Origin of the sequence: Janthinobacterium sp. BJB301 (assembly GCF_002735685.1) — a bacterium.
Taxonomy (GTDB): Bacteria; Pseudomonadota; Gammaproteobacteria; order Burkholderiales; family Burkholderiaceae_D; genus Janthinobacterium; species Janthinobacterium lividum.
Map to the genome: position 1 here is coordinate 139,122 of NZ_PDZJ01000005.1, position 16,917 is coordinate 156,038.

Genomic DNA, 16,917 nt, shown 5'->3' on the forward strand with positions numbered 1-16,917 from the left:
CATGAAGATCAAAGTAAAAGCCTCGCCCAAGCCGCGCAATCCGCTGGTGGCAGCCGCCAGGCTGCGCGGCGGCGCCGGCGCGCACCAGTCGGTAGCGTCGCCGCGCGCGGCACGCCGGGCCGGCAAGCACCGCCTGCAGCAATTGCTGGCGGGGCGCCTGAAGGCCGAGGACTAGGGCGTGCCCAGTTCGACGATGAAGTTCGGGTTGAACTGGGGATTTTGCGGCGTGCCGCTGCGCGTCTTGTAGCCGCAGGGGTTGGATACGACGCGGCACTGGCCGATGCGGTAGTCGCGCGAGGCGTGGATGTGGCCATGCACCCACAGGTCCGCCTGCGCGGCCAGCTCGTCCAGGCGCGAGGCATAGGCGGGCGAACACCCTTCGTTGCCGTAGGCATCATCGACCGAAAGCAGCGACGGCGCCATGTGGCTGATGACGACGGTAGCGCCATGGAATGGCTGCGCCAGTTCGCGCGCCAGCCAGGCTTTTTGCTGCGCGTGGAACATGGCCGTGTCGGCCGCGCGCAGCTTGCGAAAGCCCATGCTGGCCAGGCGGATGCGCTTGTAGTCGTTCATGACGGCTTCCGCGTCGCGCATGGCCGACTGGCGCGTATCGTCACCCAGCAGGCGGAAATCCGTCCACAGGGTGGCGCCCAGGAAGCGCACGGCGTTGCCAGCCTTGTCGGTGATGACGTGGGTATCGGCGTCGAGAAAATGCACGTTGTCCGTGGCCGCACAGAGCGCGCGCAGCTCCTGGCGCACCTTGTCGAGGTGGTGGCCATAGCCTTCGTGGTTGCCATGCACGTACAGCACGGGCAGGCCCGCGAATGTGCTGGCGGCCCAGGCGACGGCGCGGGCGCCCGTGTCGATGTCGCCGGCCAGGATCACGGCGTCGGGGCAGCTGAGCGCGAGGTCGCCCTGCGGCGCTTCGTCGCGCCATAACTCGCGGTGCAGGTCCGACAAAATCAATAAACGCATGCGGTATCCAGGCAATTGGAGAGTATGCCATCGTACCTGAAAACCCTCACTCTTCCTCCAGTGCGGCGAAGCTGTGCGCCAGGTAGTCGATCAGCGTACGCACGGCCGGCAGCAGGCCGCGTCGCGACGGGAAAACGGCGTGGATGATTTCGCGCTGCGGCCGCCACTGCTCCATCAGCGGCAGCAGGCTGCCATCGGCCACCTGTTCGGTGATCATCATGGTCGGAAGCTGCACCACGCCCACGCCGGCCACGGCCGCGTCGCGCAGGGTCAGCATGTCGCCCGTGACGAAGCGCGGCACGTGGCGCAACTGGGCGCGCGCGCCATCGGGGCCGTACAAATCCCACTGGTAGTGCTGTTGCGGCGTGCCCAGGGCCAGGCTGGGCCAGTCGGCCAGGTCGGCCGGCGCCTTCGGCACGGGCGCGCCGGCGAACAGCAGCGGGCTGCCCACCATGCACTGGCTGCGTTCGGCCAGCACGCGCAGCACCAGGTCGCTGTCGGGCAGCGGCGGCGGGCGCACGCGGATGGCCACGTCGATGCCTTCGGCTACCAGGTCGACGCGGCGGTTGCTCGCTTCCAGCAGCAGCGTGACCTGTGGATGTTCGCGCATGAAGCCGGCCAGCATGGGCGCGACCAGGGAGTGCAGCAGGGCGATGGGACAGGACAGGCGCACCGTGCCCCGTGGCGCGGCCCGCGTAAGTTCGATCGCTTCCTGCGCCGCCTCCGCTTCCACCAGCATGGCCTTGCAATGCTCGTAAAACGTCTGCCCCACGTCGGTGACGGAAAAATGCCGCGTCGTGCGCTGCAGCAGGCGCGCGCCGAGGCGCTCTTCCAGCAGGGCGATGCGCCGGCTCAGTTTTGATTTCGGCATGCCCAGCGCGCGCCCGGCCGGCGCGAAGCCGCCATGGTCGACCACCTGCACAAAGTAATACAAGTCATTCAAGTCCTGCATGCCATCTCCTTGATCGTTCTATTTTTGGAACGCTGATGGCATATTTTACCGTCTACCGGCTTCATCGTTGCAAGCGTATTCTGTCTTCATCGTAATGCAAACCCCAACAGGAGATCGAGATGAACACAGTCACAGGTATCTACAGCGCACCCCGCCAGCACTGGGTCGGCGACGGTTTTCCCGTGCGCTCGATGTTTTCGTATAACGGCCATGGCAAGCAGCTGAGCCCATTCCTGCTGCTCGACTATGCCGGTCCCGCCGAATTTGCCCCCGGCACCCGTCCGCCCGGCGTCGGTTCGCATCCGCACCGCGGCTTTGAAACGGTGACCATCGTCTACAAGGGCGAAGTGGCGCACCGCGATTCGACGGGCCAGGGCGGCGTGATCGGCCCCGGCGACGTGCAATGGATGACGGCCGGCGCCGGCATCCTGCATGAAGAGTTTCACTCGCCTGCCTTCACGCAGTCGGGCGGCACCCTGGAAATGGTGCAGCTGTGGGTGAACCTGCCGGCCCAAAACAAGATGACGGCGCCCGGCTACCAGGCCATCACCAGCGATACGATTCCCACGGTGGCGCTGCCGGACGATGCCGGTTCGTTGCGCGTGATCGCCGGCGACTTCGACGGCCAGCATGGCCCGGCCCGCACGTTTTCGCCGATGCAGGTGTGGGACATGCGCCTGGCTCAGGGCAAGCTGACGGAGCTGCCCGTGACGAGGGGTTGGAGCACGGCGCTGATCGTCCTGCACGGCACGGTGCTGGTCAATGGCGAGAGCGTGGTGCGCGAAGCGCAGATGGCGCTGTTCGAGCGCGATGGCGACAGCATCACCATCGAAGCGAACAACGACGCCGTGGTTCTGCTGCTGAGTGGCGAGCCGATCGACGAACCGATCGTCGGCCACGGTCCGTTCGTCATGAACAGCGAAGCGGAAATCGTGCAGGCATTCGAGGATTTCAACAGCGGCCGCTTCGCCCGTATTGCGCCGTAGTGTGCGTCATTAATTTGTGCAGTACCCATGCCGCATCCCGCGGCATGGTTTTTTGAGGAGACCACCATGAGCACCCCCGCCAACTTCCAAGGTTTGCCACCGATGATCGATCCCGACGACGCCGTCATGCTGCTGATCGACCACCAGAGCGGCTTGTTCCAGCTGGTGCGCGACATCGAGCAGCACGTGCTGCGCGGCCACGTCACGGCGCTGGCCAAGCTGTCGCGCCTGGCCAACATGCCGACGTTTACCACCGCTTCCGTGCCGGACGGCCCGAACGGCCCATTGATCCCGGAAATCCACCATTTCAACCCGGACGCCGTCTACATCCCGCGCACGGGCCAGATCAACGCCTGGGACAATCCGGCCTGGGTCGACGCCATCGAAAAGACGGGCCGCAAGACCCTGCTGATCGCCGGCACGCTCACCAGCGTGTGCATGGCTTTTCCCACCATCAGCGCGCTGGCGGCCGGCTACAAGGTGTTTGCCATCATCGACGCCTCGGGCAACTGGTCGAAGATGGCCACCGATATCACCATGGCGCGCGTGACGCAGGCCGGCGCCGTGCCGATCGACACGTATGCCGTGCTGGCTGAAGTGATGAGCACCTGGAACCGCGCCGACGCGATGGAATTCGCCGCCATCATGACCGACCATATCGTGCCGCCGTACCGCGCCCTGATCGAAAGCTACGACAAGGCGCAGGGCGTGCAAAAGAATGGCCGCGAAACGAGACTGGAAATCCTCGAGGCGGCATCGAAGGGCTGACCTCCGCTACGGTGCTTCGTAGCTGTTGCGTATCGCCGCCAGCACGCCGCGCTGCTCCAGGTGCGTGATGGCGGCGTTCAGGCGCGCCAGGTCGGCGGCGCTGGTCGTGCGCGCATTGAGCATCAGGTGCACGGGGGCGCGCAGGGCCAGGAAGGGCAGGGCGTTCAAGGCGACGCCCTGCAGGCGCGCTTCGTGGCGCACGGCCAGCACGTCGCCCAGCAGCAGGTCGGCGCGGCCCGCATCGAGCATGCGCACGCCTTGCTGGAAGCTGCCGAACGCATTCAGGCGACCAGCCTTTTCCAGCACCGGCCGGGCCGCCGCGTACTGCGCGCCATACCAGCCCACTTTGGGCGCCAGCAAGGTCGAGTTGCCGCGCGCGAGCTGCGCGAAGCTGGCGATCTGGCGCTGGCTGCCGGGCGCGCCGGATTTGCTGAAGAGTCCCACGGCTTCGTCGCGATACGGGATGGAAAAGCGCGCATAGGACTGGCGTTCCGGCGTCTCCGACGCGGCCAGCATCAGGTCCAGTCCCCCTTTCTGGAACAGCAACTGGCGCCGCGCCGTGGGCAGTTCCGGCAAGGTGACCAGGGTGCAGCGGGCTTGCTTGAAAATGGCTTTCAGCAAATCCAGATCCAGGCCCGTATAGCGGTCCTGGGCATCGCGGTAGACATAGGGCGGCCACTGCTCCAGCGCCATCGTCATGCGGCAAGCCACGGCGGGCAGGGCAGATACGCCGAGCACTGCCGCAAACAGGAGATGGCGCATGCGCATATGGGAGCTTCCCTGGAGTTTCAACTTGATAGTCAATTTGCCAGAATGGCCAGGGAAGTCAAGGGCTGCGGCCGCTGAAGGCCGGCCTGGTTCGCATTTCCTCGATGTTTGCGCGTTTTTTGCCGCTTTCCCCCATGGGTGCCGCCTCCGGCGCGGCGAACACCGTGCAGTGTAATCGGCTATAGTGGCGCGGTGCCACCACTGCCCCGCAAAGGAAGACCGCTTGACTGCCCCGCTCGAGATCGCCGCCAATGTGCTGATGACTGCCTCCATCATCCTGGCTGGACGCAATAATATTCATTCCTGGTGGATCGGCATGGTCGGCTGCGTGCTGTTTGCCGTGCTGTTTTTCCAGGTCAACCTGTACGCCGACGTGATGCTGCAGCTGTTTTTCATCGTCACCTGCGTCATCGGCTGGCTGCAATGGCGGCGCGGCGCCAACGGCAAGCCCTTGCCGATCACGCGCACGGGCTGGCGCAGCCTGGCCTGGGTGGTACCGGCCGGTATCGCCTCCGTGGCGATCTACGGCATGCTGCTGCACCGCTTTACGAATGCCTACGCGCCCTTCATCGATTCGGCAGTGTTGGTATTTAGCATCATTGCGCAATTCTTGCTGATGAGCCGGCGCATCGAAACCTGGGCTTTCTGGCTGCTGGTCAATACCGTGGCCGTGCCGCTCTACTACAGCCGCGGCCTGCACCTGACGGCCGTGCTGTATGCGGCCTACTGGATCAATGCCCTGATTTCCTGGTACTGGTGGGGCGTGCAGGCACGCCGCGCGGCGCAGGCGCCTGCGGTGATTGCCGACGCTTGATATTGCCATATACCAAGTCCTTAGATTCAAATCATATATACAATCAATTTTTAATTCGTTCACGCGCTAAAGACACCGGGATATAGTGGCCTTTCCCCGCTTACCGGTGTTTTTTATGTTGCGTTTTGCCATTTCTGCCTGTTTTTCCGCCGTCCCGCACCAGCTGACCATGCAATGCATGGCGCAGTGGATGCCGGTACGTGCCCGTCCACGCATCCCCTAAGTCATTTTATCCATTTCGTTGTCGTTTGCCCGCTGGCCCACCCGGTCCGCGTGCCCCTGCTCGGCCTTTTTTATCGGAAAAAGGCTGCAATCCCAATAAGAGGAAACCATGTTCAAACCACTCGCCATCAGTCTTGCCATCGCCGCCGCCTTTCCTGCCTTCGCCCATGCCGAGGACGACATGCTGCGTGTTAACGTCACCGGATCGAATATCCGCGTCAGCGAAAAGGAGGGCGCCAGCGCCGTGCAGGTCATCACGGCCAAGGAATTGAAAGCCGGCGGCAAGACCAGCGTGTCGGACGTGCTGCGCGCCATCTCCGCCAATAGCGGCAACAGCTACAACGAACAATATACGGGTAGTTTCTCGGCCGGCACCTCGGGCCTGTCGCTGCGCGGCATCGGCCAGAAAAATACCTTGATCCTGGTTAATGGCAAGCGCGTGGCCAGCTATGCGACGGCGCAAAACCTGCAGGAAACCTTTGTCGACCTGAACAGCCTGCCAATGGCGGCCGTGCAGCGCATCGAGGTGCTCAAGGATGGCGCGTCGTCCGTCTACGGTTCCGACGCCGTGGCCGGTGTGGTCAACATCATCCTGTACAAGGAATTCACGGGCACGGATATCACGGCGCAGTGGGGCGGCTCGACGCAAGGCACGGGCCAGCATGAAAAGAGCGCGGCGCTGCAGACGGGGTTTGGCAAGCTCGAGGAAGACGGCTACAGCCTGGTCTTCTCGATCGATGCGCAGCAGCGCGACAAGCTGCAGCAAAGCGACGTGGGGTGGCTGCGCGATGCCGACTACCGCCAGCAGCAGCGCGGCAGCCTGGGCTGGACCGCCACGAATTACGCCGGCAACGACCCCACGAAGACCCTGGGCGGCGTGCGCGGCCCGCTGCAGCTGGTGCCGTACAAGGACATCAATCCCACTGGCAGCGGCCAGGTGCTGGCCTACAATCCGGCGCCGTATAAAACGCTGATCCCGGGCATCCAGCGCATCCACTCGTCGCTGCGCGGTACCCTCAAGCTGAACGCGGACACGGAAGCCTATGTCGACTTGCTGCACAGTTATTCGCGCGCCGACCAGACCTTCAGCGCGCCGCTGACGGTGAACAACGCCACGCGCGTGTGGAACAACAGCACCAAGCTGCTCGACACCATTCCCGTGGTGCTGCCCGTGGGCCATCCGAACAATCCGGGCACGACGCCCTTGCCATTTACTGCCACGCTGTTCGACCTGGGACCGCGCCTGAAGCAGGACCGCGTCACCTTCTACCGCGCGCTGGCCGGCGCCAAGGGCACCTGGGCGGGCTGGGACTGGGATACGGCCGTGGCCCATTCCAGCAGCAAGCTGGAGGAAACGGTGCAGAACTTCGTCAACCGCTACGAATTCCAGAAAGTGCTGGCCGACGGCAGCTACAATTTCTTTGACCAGTCGCAAAACAGCGAAGCCGTGCGCAACCGCCTGCGCCTGTCGACCCTGCGCCCGGCCGAATCGACGCTCGACACGCTCGACTTCTCGGCGGCCAAGGATATCTGGGACTTGCCGGCTGGCCCGCTGGGCTTTGCCGCCGGCGCCCAGTGGCGCCGCGAAAAGATGGATTCGCAAACTTCGACGGCCGTGCTGTCGGGCACGGAACTGCGCCCCGCACTCAATATCATCAACGGCTCGCGCAATGTGTCGGCCCTGTTTGCCGAATTCAATGTGCCCGTCGTAAAAGACCTGTCCGTCAACGTGGCGGGACGCGCCGACCATTACAGCGACTTCGGTAATGCGTTTTCGCCCAAGGCCAGCGCGCGCTACCAGGCGGCGCCATGGTTGTTGCTGCGTGGCACCGTTTCACGCGCCTTCCGCGCGCCATCGCTGCCGGAAATCACCGACAGCACGGCCGTCAGCTATACCGGCGTGATCGATGCCCGCGATCCCCTGACGCCGACGCAGTCGCGCGGCGTGACGGTCATGACCATCGCCAATCCGAACCTGCGCCCCGAGCGGTCGAAGAACCTGAACCTGGGTGTGGTGGTGTCGCCCACCAGCAGTTCGAGCATCGGCCTCGATTACTACCGTATCAAGCAGGATGGCGTGATCGGCACGGCCAGCGCCACCACCATCCTCGAGAATGAAAGCACGGCGCCGCAACAGATCACGCGCGGTGCCGACGGGCGCATCACGACCCTGTACCGCCAGTTCCGCAACCAGGGCCAGCGCGAAGTGTCGGGCCTCGATATCGACCTGCGCCAGCGCTTCGTCGACAAGGACTGGGGCAAGCTGACCCTGGCCGGCCAGCTGAGCCGCGTGCTGCGCTTTGCCGAACCGCTGTCCGATGGCGCGCCGCTGACCGATGGCGCCGGCACCAACTACTTCGGCTCCATCCCGAAATGGCGCGGCGTCACGTCGGCCACCTGGGAGCAGGGCAAGTGGTCGTCCACGCTCACATGGAACTACGTGGGCAGCTATGCGCAGCAGCAGCACCTTGATGAATCGGTGGCTGCCTTCAGCACGTTCGACGTGACCAGCAGCTGGCAAGTCACGCCGGCGGCAAACGTCACCTTCATCGTGCAAAACCTGGCCAACAAGCGCGCGCCCTGGGACTATGCTTCCACCGGCTTTGACTTTACCCAGGCCGATCCGCGTGGACGCGTTGCGGCGCTCAAGCTGAACTACAAGTTCTAACCACTCGCCGCCTGCCGCTGCCCCGTCTGCTCCTGCAGGCGCTGGCGGTAGGCGCTGGGGGGAACGCCCATGCGTTCGCGAAAGGCGGTGGCGAAGTTGCCCGCGTTGTGAAAGCCGATCAGCAGGGCGATATCCTGCACGTCGATGTCCGTCTGCTGCAGCAATTCCACGCCGCGGGCAATGCGCGCTTCGCGGATGAAGGCGAAGACCGTCATGCCCGTTTGCTCGCGGAACATCAGGGTCAGCTTTTCGCGGTAGGTGCCCACGCTGCGGGCGATTTCGGACAGGTTCGGCAGGCTGCCCAGGTTGTCGAGGATCAGCTGTTTGACCGCATTGACGAACACCAGGTCGGGATGCTGTAGCTTGTCGCTGATCGGCGCCGTTGCTGGCAAGGTACTGTTGCTTTTACGCATCAAACCCAGGTGGATATGGATGCGCGCGGCCAGTTCTTCCGGCGTGAACGGCTTCGAAATGTAGTCGACGCCTCCCACCTGCAAGCCCATGATGCGCTCCTTGGCGGCATCGGCGCCGCTGAGAAAGATCACGGGAATCTCTTCCGTTTCGGGATTGGCCTTGAGCAGACGGCATGCCGTGTAGCCATCCATCTCGGGCATGCGCACATCGAGCAGGATCAGGTCGGGATGCGTGGCCAATGCCAGCTGGTAGCCCTGGTAGCCGTTGAAGGCAATGCTGAAACGGTAGGGCTGCTCGCTGAGAAGCTCCATCAGCATGCGCTGCTCGAACGCGGAATCATCCACGATCAAGATGTTTTTTTTGATGGTTTCGCTGGTCAATGGCATGGCATGGATGACTTAACCAAAAAGCAAGTTGTGGCTTATTATGCCTCGCTTTTTCTTTTTTTTCTGCTTTTCTCGTATTTCAAAAGATGTTTCTCCGCGAGAAGAAGCGCGGATTTCCCAGATCGCCAATAATTCACTCATGCATTGATTTTAAGCAATGTCGATTGCCAAAAAATCTGTTTTGCCAATGCTGCAAATAATGCCGGAGTCCCTTGATTCCTGACTCCCGGCGCAAGTATTTTGTCGTCCTGGTTTGCGTGCCCAAGAAAACGCCGGCAATACCGTGACTATCCTCGACGCCCTCCATATTGGCGGGCTCATTAATGATGTTTCATCATCAGGAGGTATCATGTTGCGAGTTATTTTTCCCCGCCTTATCGTTGCTGCCAGCGTGGCCATTGCCGCCACGGCGCTCCTGCCTCGTGGCGCCGACGCAGCCGTGTATCTGAATGGCAGCGCCAGCACCACCTTTGACGTCACCCTGAAAATCATCGCCAATTGCACCATCGCGGCGGCCAATCTCGACTTTGGCCAAAGTCAGGGCGTACTGGCTACTGCCGTGAACGTCAATACGACCGTGAATGTCACCTGCACCAATACCACGCTGTATAACGTGGGCTTGACGGCCGGCTCGGGTACCGGCTCGACCGGCACGACGCGCTATATGAGCGGCACGGGCGGCAACCTGGGGACGGTGCAATTCAATCTGTACCAGACGGCCGGCAGCACCTTGTGGGGCGATACCCAGGGCACGAATACCGTCGGCGGCACCGGCAACGGCTCATCGCAGCCGATCACGGTGTACGGCAATATTCCGCCGCAAGCGACACCGGCCCCCGATACCTACAAGTCGACGATCACGGCTACCGTGTACTTTTAAGCCAGGCGCTGCGTGAAGGCCTGTGCTGCTTCCCTGATGAAAGGCGTGCTGGCACTGCTGGCTTGCTGCGCGGCGGGCGCGCACGGCGCCAGCCTGCAGATTTCGCCGGTGACGCTCAATTTGCGCGCCGCACAGAGTGCGGCCGGCATCAGCCTGCAAAACCTCGGCGACCAGCCCATCTACGGGCAGGTGCGCGTGTTCGTCTGGGATCAGCGCGATGGCGAGGAAACGCTGGCGCCGACGCAGGAACTGGTGGCCAGTCCGCCGATCGTCGAAATCGCCGCCAACAGCCGGCAGACGATCCGCCTGGTGCGTGCCCAGGCTGGCCCTGTCGCGCAAGAAAAGACGTATCGCGTGCTCATCGATGAAGTCAGCCGCGAAGATGAGGCGGGCCGCAGCGGCGTCGATATCCGCCTGCGCTACTCGGTGCCCGTGTTCGTGCTGCCGGCCGGTGCACCGGGCAAGGAAGTGCTCGACTGGCAAGTGTTCCGCGAACAGGGCGAGTGGATGTTGCGTGTCAAGAACAGCGGCAATTTCCATGCGCAGATCGGTGCGATGACATTGACGAATCAGGCGGGCAAGGAGTTTGTCATCAGCAAGGGGCTGTTTGGTTATGTCCTGGCGGCACGCATGCGCGTATGGCGCCTGCCCGTTGCCAGGGAGGCTGAACTGGATGGGCCGTTGAGTATTGCGGTAAATGTGAATGCCAAGGCACTCATTGCCAAGAATTCGACACCTTGAACATGGCTGCCATGACGGGCCGGCTTGCTGCGCGCCTTGGGCGCAAGCGGCGAAACCATGAAATGCGTCCTGGCATCCTTGCTGTTGCTGGCCATGGCGCCGCTGGCCAGGGCCGATGCGGCGGCCGTGACGGGCGCCGATCCGGGCCCCGCCAGCTTGCCCAGCGATCCGGCGGCGCCGAATGAACTGTATCTGGAGGTCACTGTGAATGCTGAATCAACCGGGCTGATCTTGCGCTTTACCCAGGTGGGCAAAGGCTTGCGCAGCAGTGTGGCGAACCTGCAGCAGCTGGGGCTGGACCCGGCGCGCCTGGGCGCATCCGGTCAGGCCGAGGTGGCGCTCGATGCGATTCCCGGGCTTCGCTATGACTATGACGCGGCGCGCCAGAGCGTGTCGCTGCAGGTGGCGGACGACTTGCGCTCGCCTTACCGCATCAGCGCGCGCACGACGGCGCAGACGCCGCCATCGCGCGTCACGCCCGGCGCCGTGCTCAATTACGAAGCGTATGCGGAGCTGGGCCAGACGCGGCGCGCCGCCATCTTCAACGATTTGCGTTATTTCAATGACAGCGGCGTCTTCAGCAATACCGGCACCTTGAACCTGGGGTCGGACCAGCGCAAATACATGCGCTTTGACACCTTCTGGAGCCACGCGGACCCCGAGACCTTGCAAACGTGGCAGGTGGGCGACCTGATTTCTTCGTCGCTCAGCTGGAGCCGCGCCGTGCGCGTCGGCGGCCTGCAGTGGCGCAAGAATTTCCAGCTGCGCCCTGACCTGCTGACCTTTCCTGTCGCCTCCGTCGATGGCACGGCGCTCGTGCCTTCGTCGCTGAGCCTGTATGTCAACGGCGTGCAGCAATATGCTGCCAGCGTACCCAGCGGTCCATTTGTACTGAACCAGGTGGCCGGCATCAATGGCGCCGGGCAAGCCACCATCATCACGCGCGATGCGCTGGGGCGCAGCGTGACGACCGTGCTGCCCCTGTATGTCGATACGCGCATGCTGGCCGGCGGCTTGAGCGATTACTCGGTCGAGGCGGGCGCCGTGCGGCGCGACTATGGCCGCCGCCTGTTCGGCTATGAACGGCAACTGGTCGCCAGCGCTTCCGGTCGCCACGGCGTCAGCGACAATTTGACGATTGAAGGCCATGCGGAATTGGCCGCCGGCCTGTATCAGGCGGGGGCGGGCGCACTGGTGCGGCTGGGCCAGGCGGGTGTGCTCAACGGTTCGCTGTCGGCCAGCGCCGGCCGCAGCCGTGGCGTGCAGCTGGGCGCCGGCTACCAGTACATGGGGCCGCGCTTCAGCGTGGATGCGCAAAGCGTGCGCGCCAGCGCCGGGTTTGGCGACCTGGCCTCGCGCGACGGCAGCCCCGTGGTGCGCGCGGCGGACCGCCTCACCTTCAGCCTGCCATTGCCGGCAGGAAGCAGCATCAGCAGCAGCTACATCAGCTACCGCACGCCTGGCGCGCCGCCATCGAAGCTGGCCACCTTGGGCTATTCGGCCACCCTGTTTCACGGCCTGTTCTTCAACGCCAGCCTGTTCCAGGACTTGCGGCAACGCGAGAAACGGGGCTTCTACTTTGGCCTGAGCATGGCCTTCGACAACAATCTGGCCATCAGCGTGAACAGCAGCCGGCAGAACGGCGAGAGCGGCCGCAGCATCAGCGCACAGCGCGCGGCGGACTTTGGCGGCGGCTTCGGCTGGAACTTGCAGGCCGGTACGGCGGGCAGCAATGCCTATCGCCAGGCGCAGGTGGAATACCTGGGCAATGACGGCCGCGTGAGCGCGCGCACGCAAAGCAGCAGCATGGGCAATGCCTCCTCGCTGGGCGCGGCTGGCGCGCTGGTGCTGATGGATGGCCATATCGAGACGGCGCGCCAGGTGGGCAACGGTTTTGCGCTGGTTTCCACGGGTGGCGTGGGCAATATTCCTGTGCTGCATGAAAACCGCCAGATCGGCGTGACGGGCAGGAGCGGCTATCTGCTGGTGCCGAATTTGAATCCCTATGGGAATAACCAGATCAGCATCGCCACGGATGAACTCGATGTTGACGCGCGGGTACCCGTGAGCAATATCAATGTCGTGCCGCAACATCTGGCGGGCGTGCTGGCGGCCTTTCCCATCGAGCGCTACAGCGCGGCCACCGTCATCGTCCAGGATGCGCAGGGCAGGCCGCTGGCCACGGGCTTGCCCGTGTTGCACGTGCAAAGCGGCAAGCAGACGGTGGTGGGATTTGACGGCATCGTTTTCGTCGATGATCTGCTTGAGCAGAATCAGCTGCAAGTTGGCGAGGGCGACAGCGCCTGCACGGTGCGTTTTGCCTATGCGCGTCCGGCGGCGGGCGGCTTGCCCGTGATCGGGCCGCTGCACTGCGTTAGCGCTGCTGCCGGCGCCGGGGCAGGCCGCTGATGCGCCGCCTGCTGTTATCGCTGACTCTGCTGCTGGGCTGCGCCTGGGGCAGCGTGGCGCAGGCGGCAGACACCTGCACGGTCAGCATGACGAATATCGATTTCGGCTCCGTCAGCCCGATTTCCGGCACCGATTACGTGGCGCAGGCAACGGGCACCTTCAGCTGCCTGTTTTCGTCGCTGAACCTGGGGCAGTTGCTCACGCCCAATGCGCAAGTGTGCATCTCGCTGGGGCTGGGCACGAATTCCACGTCGGCCCTGCCGCGCAAGCTGGGCAACGGCAGTAACCGCATGGAGTACAACGTGTACGTGGACAATTCGTATGCGACGGCGAAGATCTGGGGCGGCGCTGGCGTGGCGGGCGCGCCGTCGACCTTCGGCATGATCCTGTCGGCCGGCTTGCTGGCGCCGCCCGGCACGTATTCCACCACCTTTACCGTGTACGCAAAGATCCCCGCCGGCACGACCCTGGCCGCCGTGCCCACGGTCGCGAATGCCAATACCGCCTATACGTCGAGCTTTGCCGGCGTGGGCACCTATACCTACACCACGTATGGCCTCATCAACCTGCAGGGTTGCACGGCCAGCAGCGGCAGCTTCGGTTTCACGGTGAATGCCACGGCCATCAACGATTGCACCATCACGGCCACGCCGATGGCGTTTGCGAACGCTTCCATCCTGACGGGCAACCTGCGCAGCACCAGCACCTTGTCCGTGCGTTGCGTGAACAACAATGCCTACCAGATTGCCCTCAACGGCGGCAGCGTGGCGCTCAATGTGGCCAACCGGCAAATGAAGAACACCGTCACCACGGACAAGGTCAGTTACCTGCTGTCAGCCACCCTCGACGGTGCGCCATGGGGCGATGGCACTGCTGGCACCAGCATGGTGACAGGCACGGGCACGGGCGCCAGCGTGCCGCTGACGATCTACGGCCGCGTGCCGGCGCAGGTGTCGCCGCGTCCCGGCGACTACAAGGACACGGTGACGGCAACGATTTATTTTTAGAACGTGACGGTGACGAGGTCGGCGCCCGATGGTGTTGCCTGCTGGAGCAGCAGATAGGGCGTGTTGTGCTGGCAGCGTACCTGGGCGCCGCCGCGCTGCGAGACGATGGTGCACGCATCGTGGACGACGAAGGTGGCCTGGAACGATGCGGAAGAGACGGTACCGGCGGTGGTGGTCTGGCAAACGGCAAGGGCAAACAGGGCTGGCAGTACGGCAAGCTTCAAAGGAGTCATCTTGGATGCATCTGGCGAAAAACGGGCGTGGTCAGCGACGCCGCATGGCAAGGCTGACACCATTTTTCGTACCGGGTTGAGGGGGACAGAACGAGCCATGATTGTACTGGAACAAGAAAAGTGTGAGTTTGTGCGTATTTTCAGGCCGCCATCATGGGGTGAGCGTAGCTTTCAAGATGATAGTAACTAAGTTTCCGTATTGCAACTGAAATACTTTTTCGATTGTTGTGTTGAATCAACGTGAGGAGATGGCCATGAAACATACCAACTTTAATAATTTGCCTTGCCCGATTGCTCGCAGCCTGGGCAAGGTGGGTGAATGGTGGAGCATCCTCATCCTGCGCGAAGCGTTTTATGGCAAGACGCGCTTCGACGAATTTGAAAAAAGCCTCAAGATCGCGCCCACCATCCTGACGCGCCGCCTGGCCGACCTGGTGGAAGGGGGCCTGATGACGCGCCGCCTGTATTGCGCCAAGCCGCCCCGCTACGACTATGTGCTGACCAAGTCCGGGCGCGCCTTCAAGCCCGTCTTGCTGGCGTTTATTGCTTGGGGTAATGAAAACTTCGCGCCGGAAGGCGCCAGCCTCGTCATCGCCAGCCGCGACACGGGCCTGGCAGCCGATCCGGTACTGGTCGACGCCACGACGGGCTTGCCCATCAATGACGAGTACTACGCATTTGCGCCCGGACCTGCCGCCAGCGACAGCATGCGCAGCATCATCCTCGATGCGGAAAAAAGCAGCGGCATCGCACCCAAGCCGAAGGCGCCGGCCGCCAACCGCGGCTGGGTGGCGGAAGGCCACCTGGCCTGAGGACGCGCTGGCAGGCGAGCAGCAAGTTTGGCGTACAGCAAAGCGGACACGGCGGCATGGCGTTACTGTCGCACTATGCAACTCAAGTGCGGCGCAAGCCCGGCCCGGCTGTGTGGGCGGGGCAGGGCGCCAGCCGTGAGCCGATGTCCGTGAAAGGAGTACTGCGATGAGCACACTGCAACAACACGCTTGCCGCGCCGCCAGCGTGCTGGCGCTGGCCGTCCTGCTGGGCGCCTGTTCCCATGGCCCGCATGAGCCGGGCGGCCATGACGTCACCTTGACGGGGGCGCAGGAAGTGCCTGCCAATACCAGCACGGCCAGCGGCAGCAGCAATCTCCGCGTCGCCCGCGACCGCAGCGTCAGCGGCGGCGTGCGCTACACGGGCATGGTGGCGACCGTCGCGCATATCCATGAAGCGCCCGCCGGCGCCAATGGTCCCGTCATCGTGCCGCTGGTGAAAACCGCCGAAGGCATGTTTGCCGTGCCGGCCGGCGCCATGCTCACGCCGCCCCAGTATGCGAGCTACCAGGCCGGCAACCTGTACGTGAACGTGCACAGCGCCGCCTATCCGGCAGGCGAGATCCGCGCCCAGCTCAAGCCCTAGCCCGCCAGCGGCGTTCTCCCCGAAACCTCCTTGGGCCGCGCGAGCGGCCTTTTTTTGCGCCAGGCGGCCGGTTGCACGGTGCGCGCTACAATGGCGCTCCATGCTGACCATCCTCGCCATCACCTTTCCCTTCTTCGCCCTGGTGCTGTGCGGCTACTTGGCCGTGCGGCGCAAGCTGCTGCCGCTGGCCGCCATCGGCGGCTTGAACAGTTTTGTCCTGTACTTCGCGCTGCCCTGCATGCTGTACCGCTTCGGCGCCGCCACGCCCATCGCGCAGCTGCTCGACGCCAGCGTGTTCGGCGTCTATCTGCTGTGCGCGCTGATCATGGTGGGCGTCACCATGGTCATGACCCTGAGCCACCGCATCGACTGGAACAACGCCGCCTTCGGTGCGTTGGTGGCGGCCTTCCCGAATACGGGCTTCATGGGCGTGCCCCTGCTATTGACCTTGCTCGGCCCCCGTTCGTCTGGTCCCGTCATCGTCACCATCGTCGTCGACATGTTGATTACCAGCTCGCTGTGCATCGCCCTGTCGCGCATCGGCAGCGGCGGCGCGCATGGCAGCCGCGCCGCCGTCGTCAATGCCATGAAAGGCATGGCCGGCAATCCGATGCCGTGGGCGATCGTGCTCGGTGCCTTGTCGTCGTGGCTGGAACTGGCCTTGCCCAAGCCGTTGATGCAGACGGTGGGCCTGCTGGCCGACGCCGCCTCGCCTGTCGCCTTGTTTACCATCGGCGCCGTGCTGGCCCGTTCGCAAATGAGCACGAGCGACCCCGCGCCGCTGGGAGAATATGTGCCCGTGGCGCTGAAAAAACTGCTGCTACATCCGCTGCTGGTGTGGGGCATCGGCCACGCGGCCATCGCGCTGGGCGCGCCGCTCGATCCGTTCGCGCTGACCTGCATGGTGCTGGTGGCTTGCCTGCCCAGCGCCAGCAACGTCTCGCTGCTGTCGGAACGCTTCGGCGCGAATACTGCGCGCATCGCCCGCATCATCCTGGTCTCGACGGCGCTGTCGTTTCTGACGTTTTCAGCGGCCGTCAGCTGGCTGGCGTGAGGGAGGACTCGCTGGCCCGGGCCACGCCGCGCGCCTTGCGCATCATCGTGAGCACTGCGCGGCGCGCATCGCCCGCATCATTCTGGTCTCGACGGCGCTGTCGTTTTTAACGTTTTCGGCAGCCGTCAGCTGGCTGGCGTGAGGGTGGACTCGTTGGCCCGGGCCACGCCGCGCGCCTTGCGCATCATCGTGAGCACTGCGCGGCGCGCATCGCCCGCATCATT

Annotated in this window: 17 protein-coding genes; 12 read left to right on the forward strand and 5 right to left on the reverse strand. The window is 63.8% G+C overall.

Annotated elements, in window-relative coordinates:
* Nucleotide 1 precedes the first annotated feature (1 nt).
* Entirely contained in the window at nucleotides 2-175 is a 174-nt protein-coding gene (locus CSQ91_RS29030; protein WP_180278508.1) for a hypothetical protein, read from the forward strand.
* Here the strand turns inward: CSQ91_RS29030 and CSQ91_RS24735 are convergent.
* Both CSQ91_RS24735 and CSQ91_RS24740 read right to left on the reverse strand, forming a co-directional pair.
* Nucleotides 172-975, reverse strand: coding sequence for a metallophosphoesterase family protein (locus tag CSQ91_RS24735; protein WP_099389896.1), 804 nt, complete (start codon nucleotides 973-975; stop codon nucleotides 172-174). The two genes, CSQ91_RS29030 and CSQ91_RS24735, sit on opposite strands and share 4 nt — an antisense overlap.
* Before the next feature lie 46 nt (nucleotides 976-1,021).
* A complete protein-coding gene (locus tag CSQ91_RS24740; protein WP_034778462.1) occupies nucleotides 1,022-1,927 on the reverse strand; it encodes a LysR family transcriptional regulator in 906 nt (301 codons plus the stop codon).
* 119 nt (nucleotides 1,928-2,046) lie between these two features.
* On the opposite strand from CSQ91_RS24740, the gene CSQ91_RS24745 reads away from it, so the two are divergent.
* Both CSQ91_RS24745 and CSQ91_RS24750 read left to right on the forward strand, forming a co-directional pair.
* Entirely contained in the window at nucleotides 2,047-2,913 is an 867-nt protein-coding gene (locus CSQ91_RS24745; RefSeq protein ID WP_070257707.1) for a pirin family protein, read from the forward strand.
* Nucleotides 2,914-2,979: 66 nt separating this feature from the next.
* A complete protein-coding gene (locus CSQ91_RS24750) occupies nucleotides 2,980-3,681 on the forward strand; it encodes an isochorismatase family protein (protein WP_213086527.1) in 702 nt (233 codons plus the stop codon).
* Nucleotides 3,682-3,687: 6 nt separating this feature from the next.
* On the opposite strand, the gene CSQ91_RS24755 is transcribed toward CSQ91_RS24750, so the two are convergent.
* Nucleotides 3,688-4,443, reverse strand: a complete 756-nt coding sequence (locus tag CSQ91_RS24755) for a substrate-binding periplasmic protein (RefSeq protein ID WP_244965369.1) — start codon at nucleotides 4,441-4,443, stop codon at nucleotides 3,688-3,690.
* A 229-nt stretch (nucleotides 4,444-4,672) separates the two neighbouring features.
* On the opposite strand from CSQ91_RS24755, the gene pnuC reads away from it, so the two are divergent.
* Complete coding sequence (gene pnuC / locus CSQ91_RS24760) at nucleotides 4,673-5,263, forward strand: nicotinamide riboside transporter PnuC (RefSeq protein WP_034778474.1); 591 nt, start codon at nucleotides 4,673-4,675, stop codon at nucleotides 5,261-5,263.
* 331 nt (nucleotides 5,264-5,594) lie between these two features.
* Entirely contained in the window at nucleotides 5,595-8,153 is a 2,559-nt protein-coding gene (locus CSQ91_RS24765) for a TonB-dependent receptor (protein WP_180278509.1), read from the forward strand.
* Here the strand turns inward: CSQ91_RS24765 and CSQ91_RS24770 are convergent.
* Complete coding sequence (locus tag CSQ91_RS24770) at nucleotides 8,150-8,953, reverse strand: response regulator transcription factor (protein ID WP_092608998.1); 804 nt, start codon at nucleotides 8,951-8,953, stop codon at nucleotides 8,150-8,152. The two genes, CSQ91_RS24765 and CSQ91_RS24770, sit on opposite strands and share 4 nt — an antisense overlap.
* Nucleotides 8,954-9,302: 349 nt before the next feature.
* Here CSQ91_RS24770 and CSQ91_RS24775 point away from each other — a divergent pair, with 349 nt between their 5' ends.
* Genes CSQ91_RS24775 through CSQ91_RS24790 form a run of 4 tightly spaced genes read left to right on the forward strand, consistent with a single transcriptional unit; the run spans nucleotide 9,303 to nucleotide 13,990 of the window.
* Nucleotides 9,303-9,833, forward strand: a complete 531-nt coding sequence (locus tag CSQ91_RS24775) for a Csu type fimbrial protein (protein WP_034778485.1) — start codon at nucleotides 9,303-9,305, stop codon at nucleotides 9,831-9,833.
* 12 nt (nucleotides 9,834-9,845) lie between these two features.
* Complete coding sequence (locus CSQ91_RS24780; RefSeq protein WP_225317167.1) at nucleotides 9,846-10,574, forward strand: fimbrial biogenesis chaperone; 729 nt, start codon at nucleotides 9,846-9,848, stop codon at nucleotides 10,572-10,574.
* A gap of 57 nt (nucleotides 10,575-10,631) precedes the next feature.
* Nucleotides 10,632-12,983 (forward strand): fimbria/pilus outer membrane usher protein, encoded by a 2,352-nt coding sequence (locus CSQ91_RS24785; protein ID WP_143451092.1) that lies wholly within the window; start codon nucleotides 10,632-10,634, stop codon nucleotides 12,981-12,983.
* The gene (locus CSQ91_RS24790; protein WP_099389898.1) at nucleotides 12,983-13,990 is read left to right on the forward strand and encodes a Csu type fimbrial protein; all 1,008 of its coding nucleotides are present in this window, start codon (nucleotides 12,983-12,985) and stop codon (nucleotides 13,988-13,990) included. Before CSQ91_RS24785 ends, CSQ91_RS24790 begins: the two co-directional genes overlap by 1 nt.
* On the opposite strand, the gene CSQ91_RS24795 is transcribed toward CSQ91_RS24790, so the two are convergent.
* Nucleotides 13,987-14,223 (reverse strand): hypothetical protein, encoded by a 237-nt coding sequence (locus CSQ91_RS24795; protein WP_070278994.1) that lies wholly within the window; start codon nucleotides 14,221-14,223, stop codon nucleotides 13,987-13,989. The two genes, CSQ91_RS24790 and CSQ91_RS24795, sit on opposite strands and share 4 nt — an antisense overlap.
* A 254-nt stretch (nucleotides 14,224-14,477) precedes the next feature.
* On the opposite strand from CSQ91_RS24795, the gene CSQ91_RS24800 reads away from it, so the two are divergent.
* From CSQ91_RS24800 to CSQ91_RS24810, 3 genes are all read left to right on the forward strand, one after another.
* Nucleotides 14,478-15,035 (forward strand): winged helix-turn-helix transcriptional regulator, encoded by a 558-nt coding sequence (locus CSQ91_RS24800; protein ID WP_034753667.1) that lies wholly within the window; start codon nucleotides 14,478-14,480, stop codon nucleotides 15,033-15,035.
* 166 nt (nucleotides 15,036-15,201) lie between these two features.
* The gene (locus CSQ91_RS24805) at nucleotides 15,202-15,639 is read left to right on the forward strand and encodes a CHRD domain-containing protein (RefSeq protein ID WP_099389899.1); all 438 of its coding nucleotides are present in this window, start codon (nucleotides 15,202-15,204) and stop codon (nucleotides 15,637-15,639) included.
* A gap of 100 nt (nucleotides 15,640-15,739) precedes the next feature.
* The gene (locus tag CSQ91_RS24810; RefSeq protein ID WP_099389900.1) at nucleotides 15,740-16,693 is read left to right on the forward strand and encodes an AEC family transporter; all 954 of its coding nucleotides are present in this window, start codon (nucleotides 15,740-15,742) and stop codon (nucleotides 16,691-16,693) included.
* Nucleotides 16,694-16,917 lie beyond the last annotated feature (224 nt).

Coding starts and splice junctions, on each gene's coding strand:
- CSQ91_RS24805 (WP_099389899.1), top strand. CDS start 15,202: ATGAGCACACTGCAACAACACGCTTGCCGCGCCGCCAGCGTGCTGGCG.
- CSQ91_RS24770 (WP_092608998.1), bottom strand. CDS start 8,953: ATGCCATTGACCAGCGAAACCATCAAAAAAAACATCTTGATCGTGGAT.
- CSQ91_RS24765 (WP_180278509.1), top strand. CDS start 5,595: ATGTTCAAACCACTCGCCATCAGTCTTGCCATCGCCGCCGCCTTTCCT.
- CSQ91_RS24810 (WP_099389900.1), top strand. CDS start 15,740: ATGCTGACCATCCTCGCCATCACCTTTCCCTTCTTCGCCCTGGTGCTG.
- CSQ91_RS24735 (WP_099389896.1), bottom strand. CDS start 975: ATGCGTTTATTGATTTTGTCGGACCTGCACCGCGAGTTATGGCGCGAC.
- CSQ91_RS24800 (WP_034753667.1), top strand. CDS start 14,478: ATGAAACATACCAACTTTAATAATTTGCCTTGCCCGATTGCTCGCAGC.
- CSQ91_RS24790 (WP_099389898.1), top strand. CDS start 12,983: ATGCGCCGCCTGCTGTTATCGCTGACTCTGCTGCTGGGCTGCGCCTGG.
- CSQ91_RS29030 (WP_180278508.1), top strand. CDS start 2: ATGAAGATCAAAGTAAAAGCCTCGCCCAAGCCGCGCAATCCGCTGGTG.
- CSQ91_RS24745 (WP_070257707.1), top strand. CDS start 2,047: ATGAACACAGTCACAGGTATCTACAGCGCACCCCGCCAGCACTGGGTC.
- CSQ91_RS24755 (WP_244965369.1), bottom strand. CDS start 4,443: ATGCGCCATCTCCTGTTTGCGGCAGTGCTCGGCGTATCTGCCCTGCCC.
- CSQ91_RS24750 (WP_213086527.1), top strand. CDS start 2,980: ATGAGCACCCCCGCCAACTTCCAAGGTTTGCCACCGATGATCGATCCC.
- CSQ91_RS24775 (WP_034778485.1), top strand. CDS start 9,303: ATGTTGCGAGTTATTTTTCCCCGCCTTATCGTTGCTGCCAGCGTGGCC.
- CSQ91_RS24795 (WP_070278994.1), bottom strand. CDS start 14,223: ATGACTCCTTTGAAGCTTGCCGTACTGCCAGCCCTGTTTGCCCTTGCC.
- CSQ91_RS24740 (WP_034778462.1), bottom strand. CDS start 1,927: ATGCAGGACTTGAATGACTTGTATTACTTTGTGCAGGTGGTCGACCAT.
- CSQ91_RS24785 (WP_143451092.1), top strand. CDS start 10,632: ATGAAATGCGTCCTGGCATCCTTGCTGTTGCTGGCCATGGCGCCGCTG.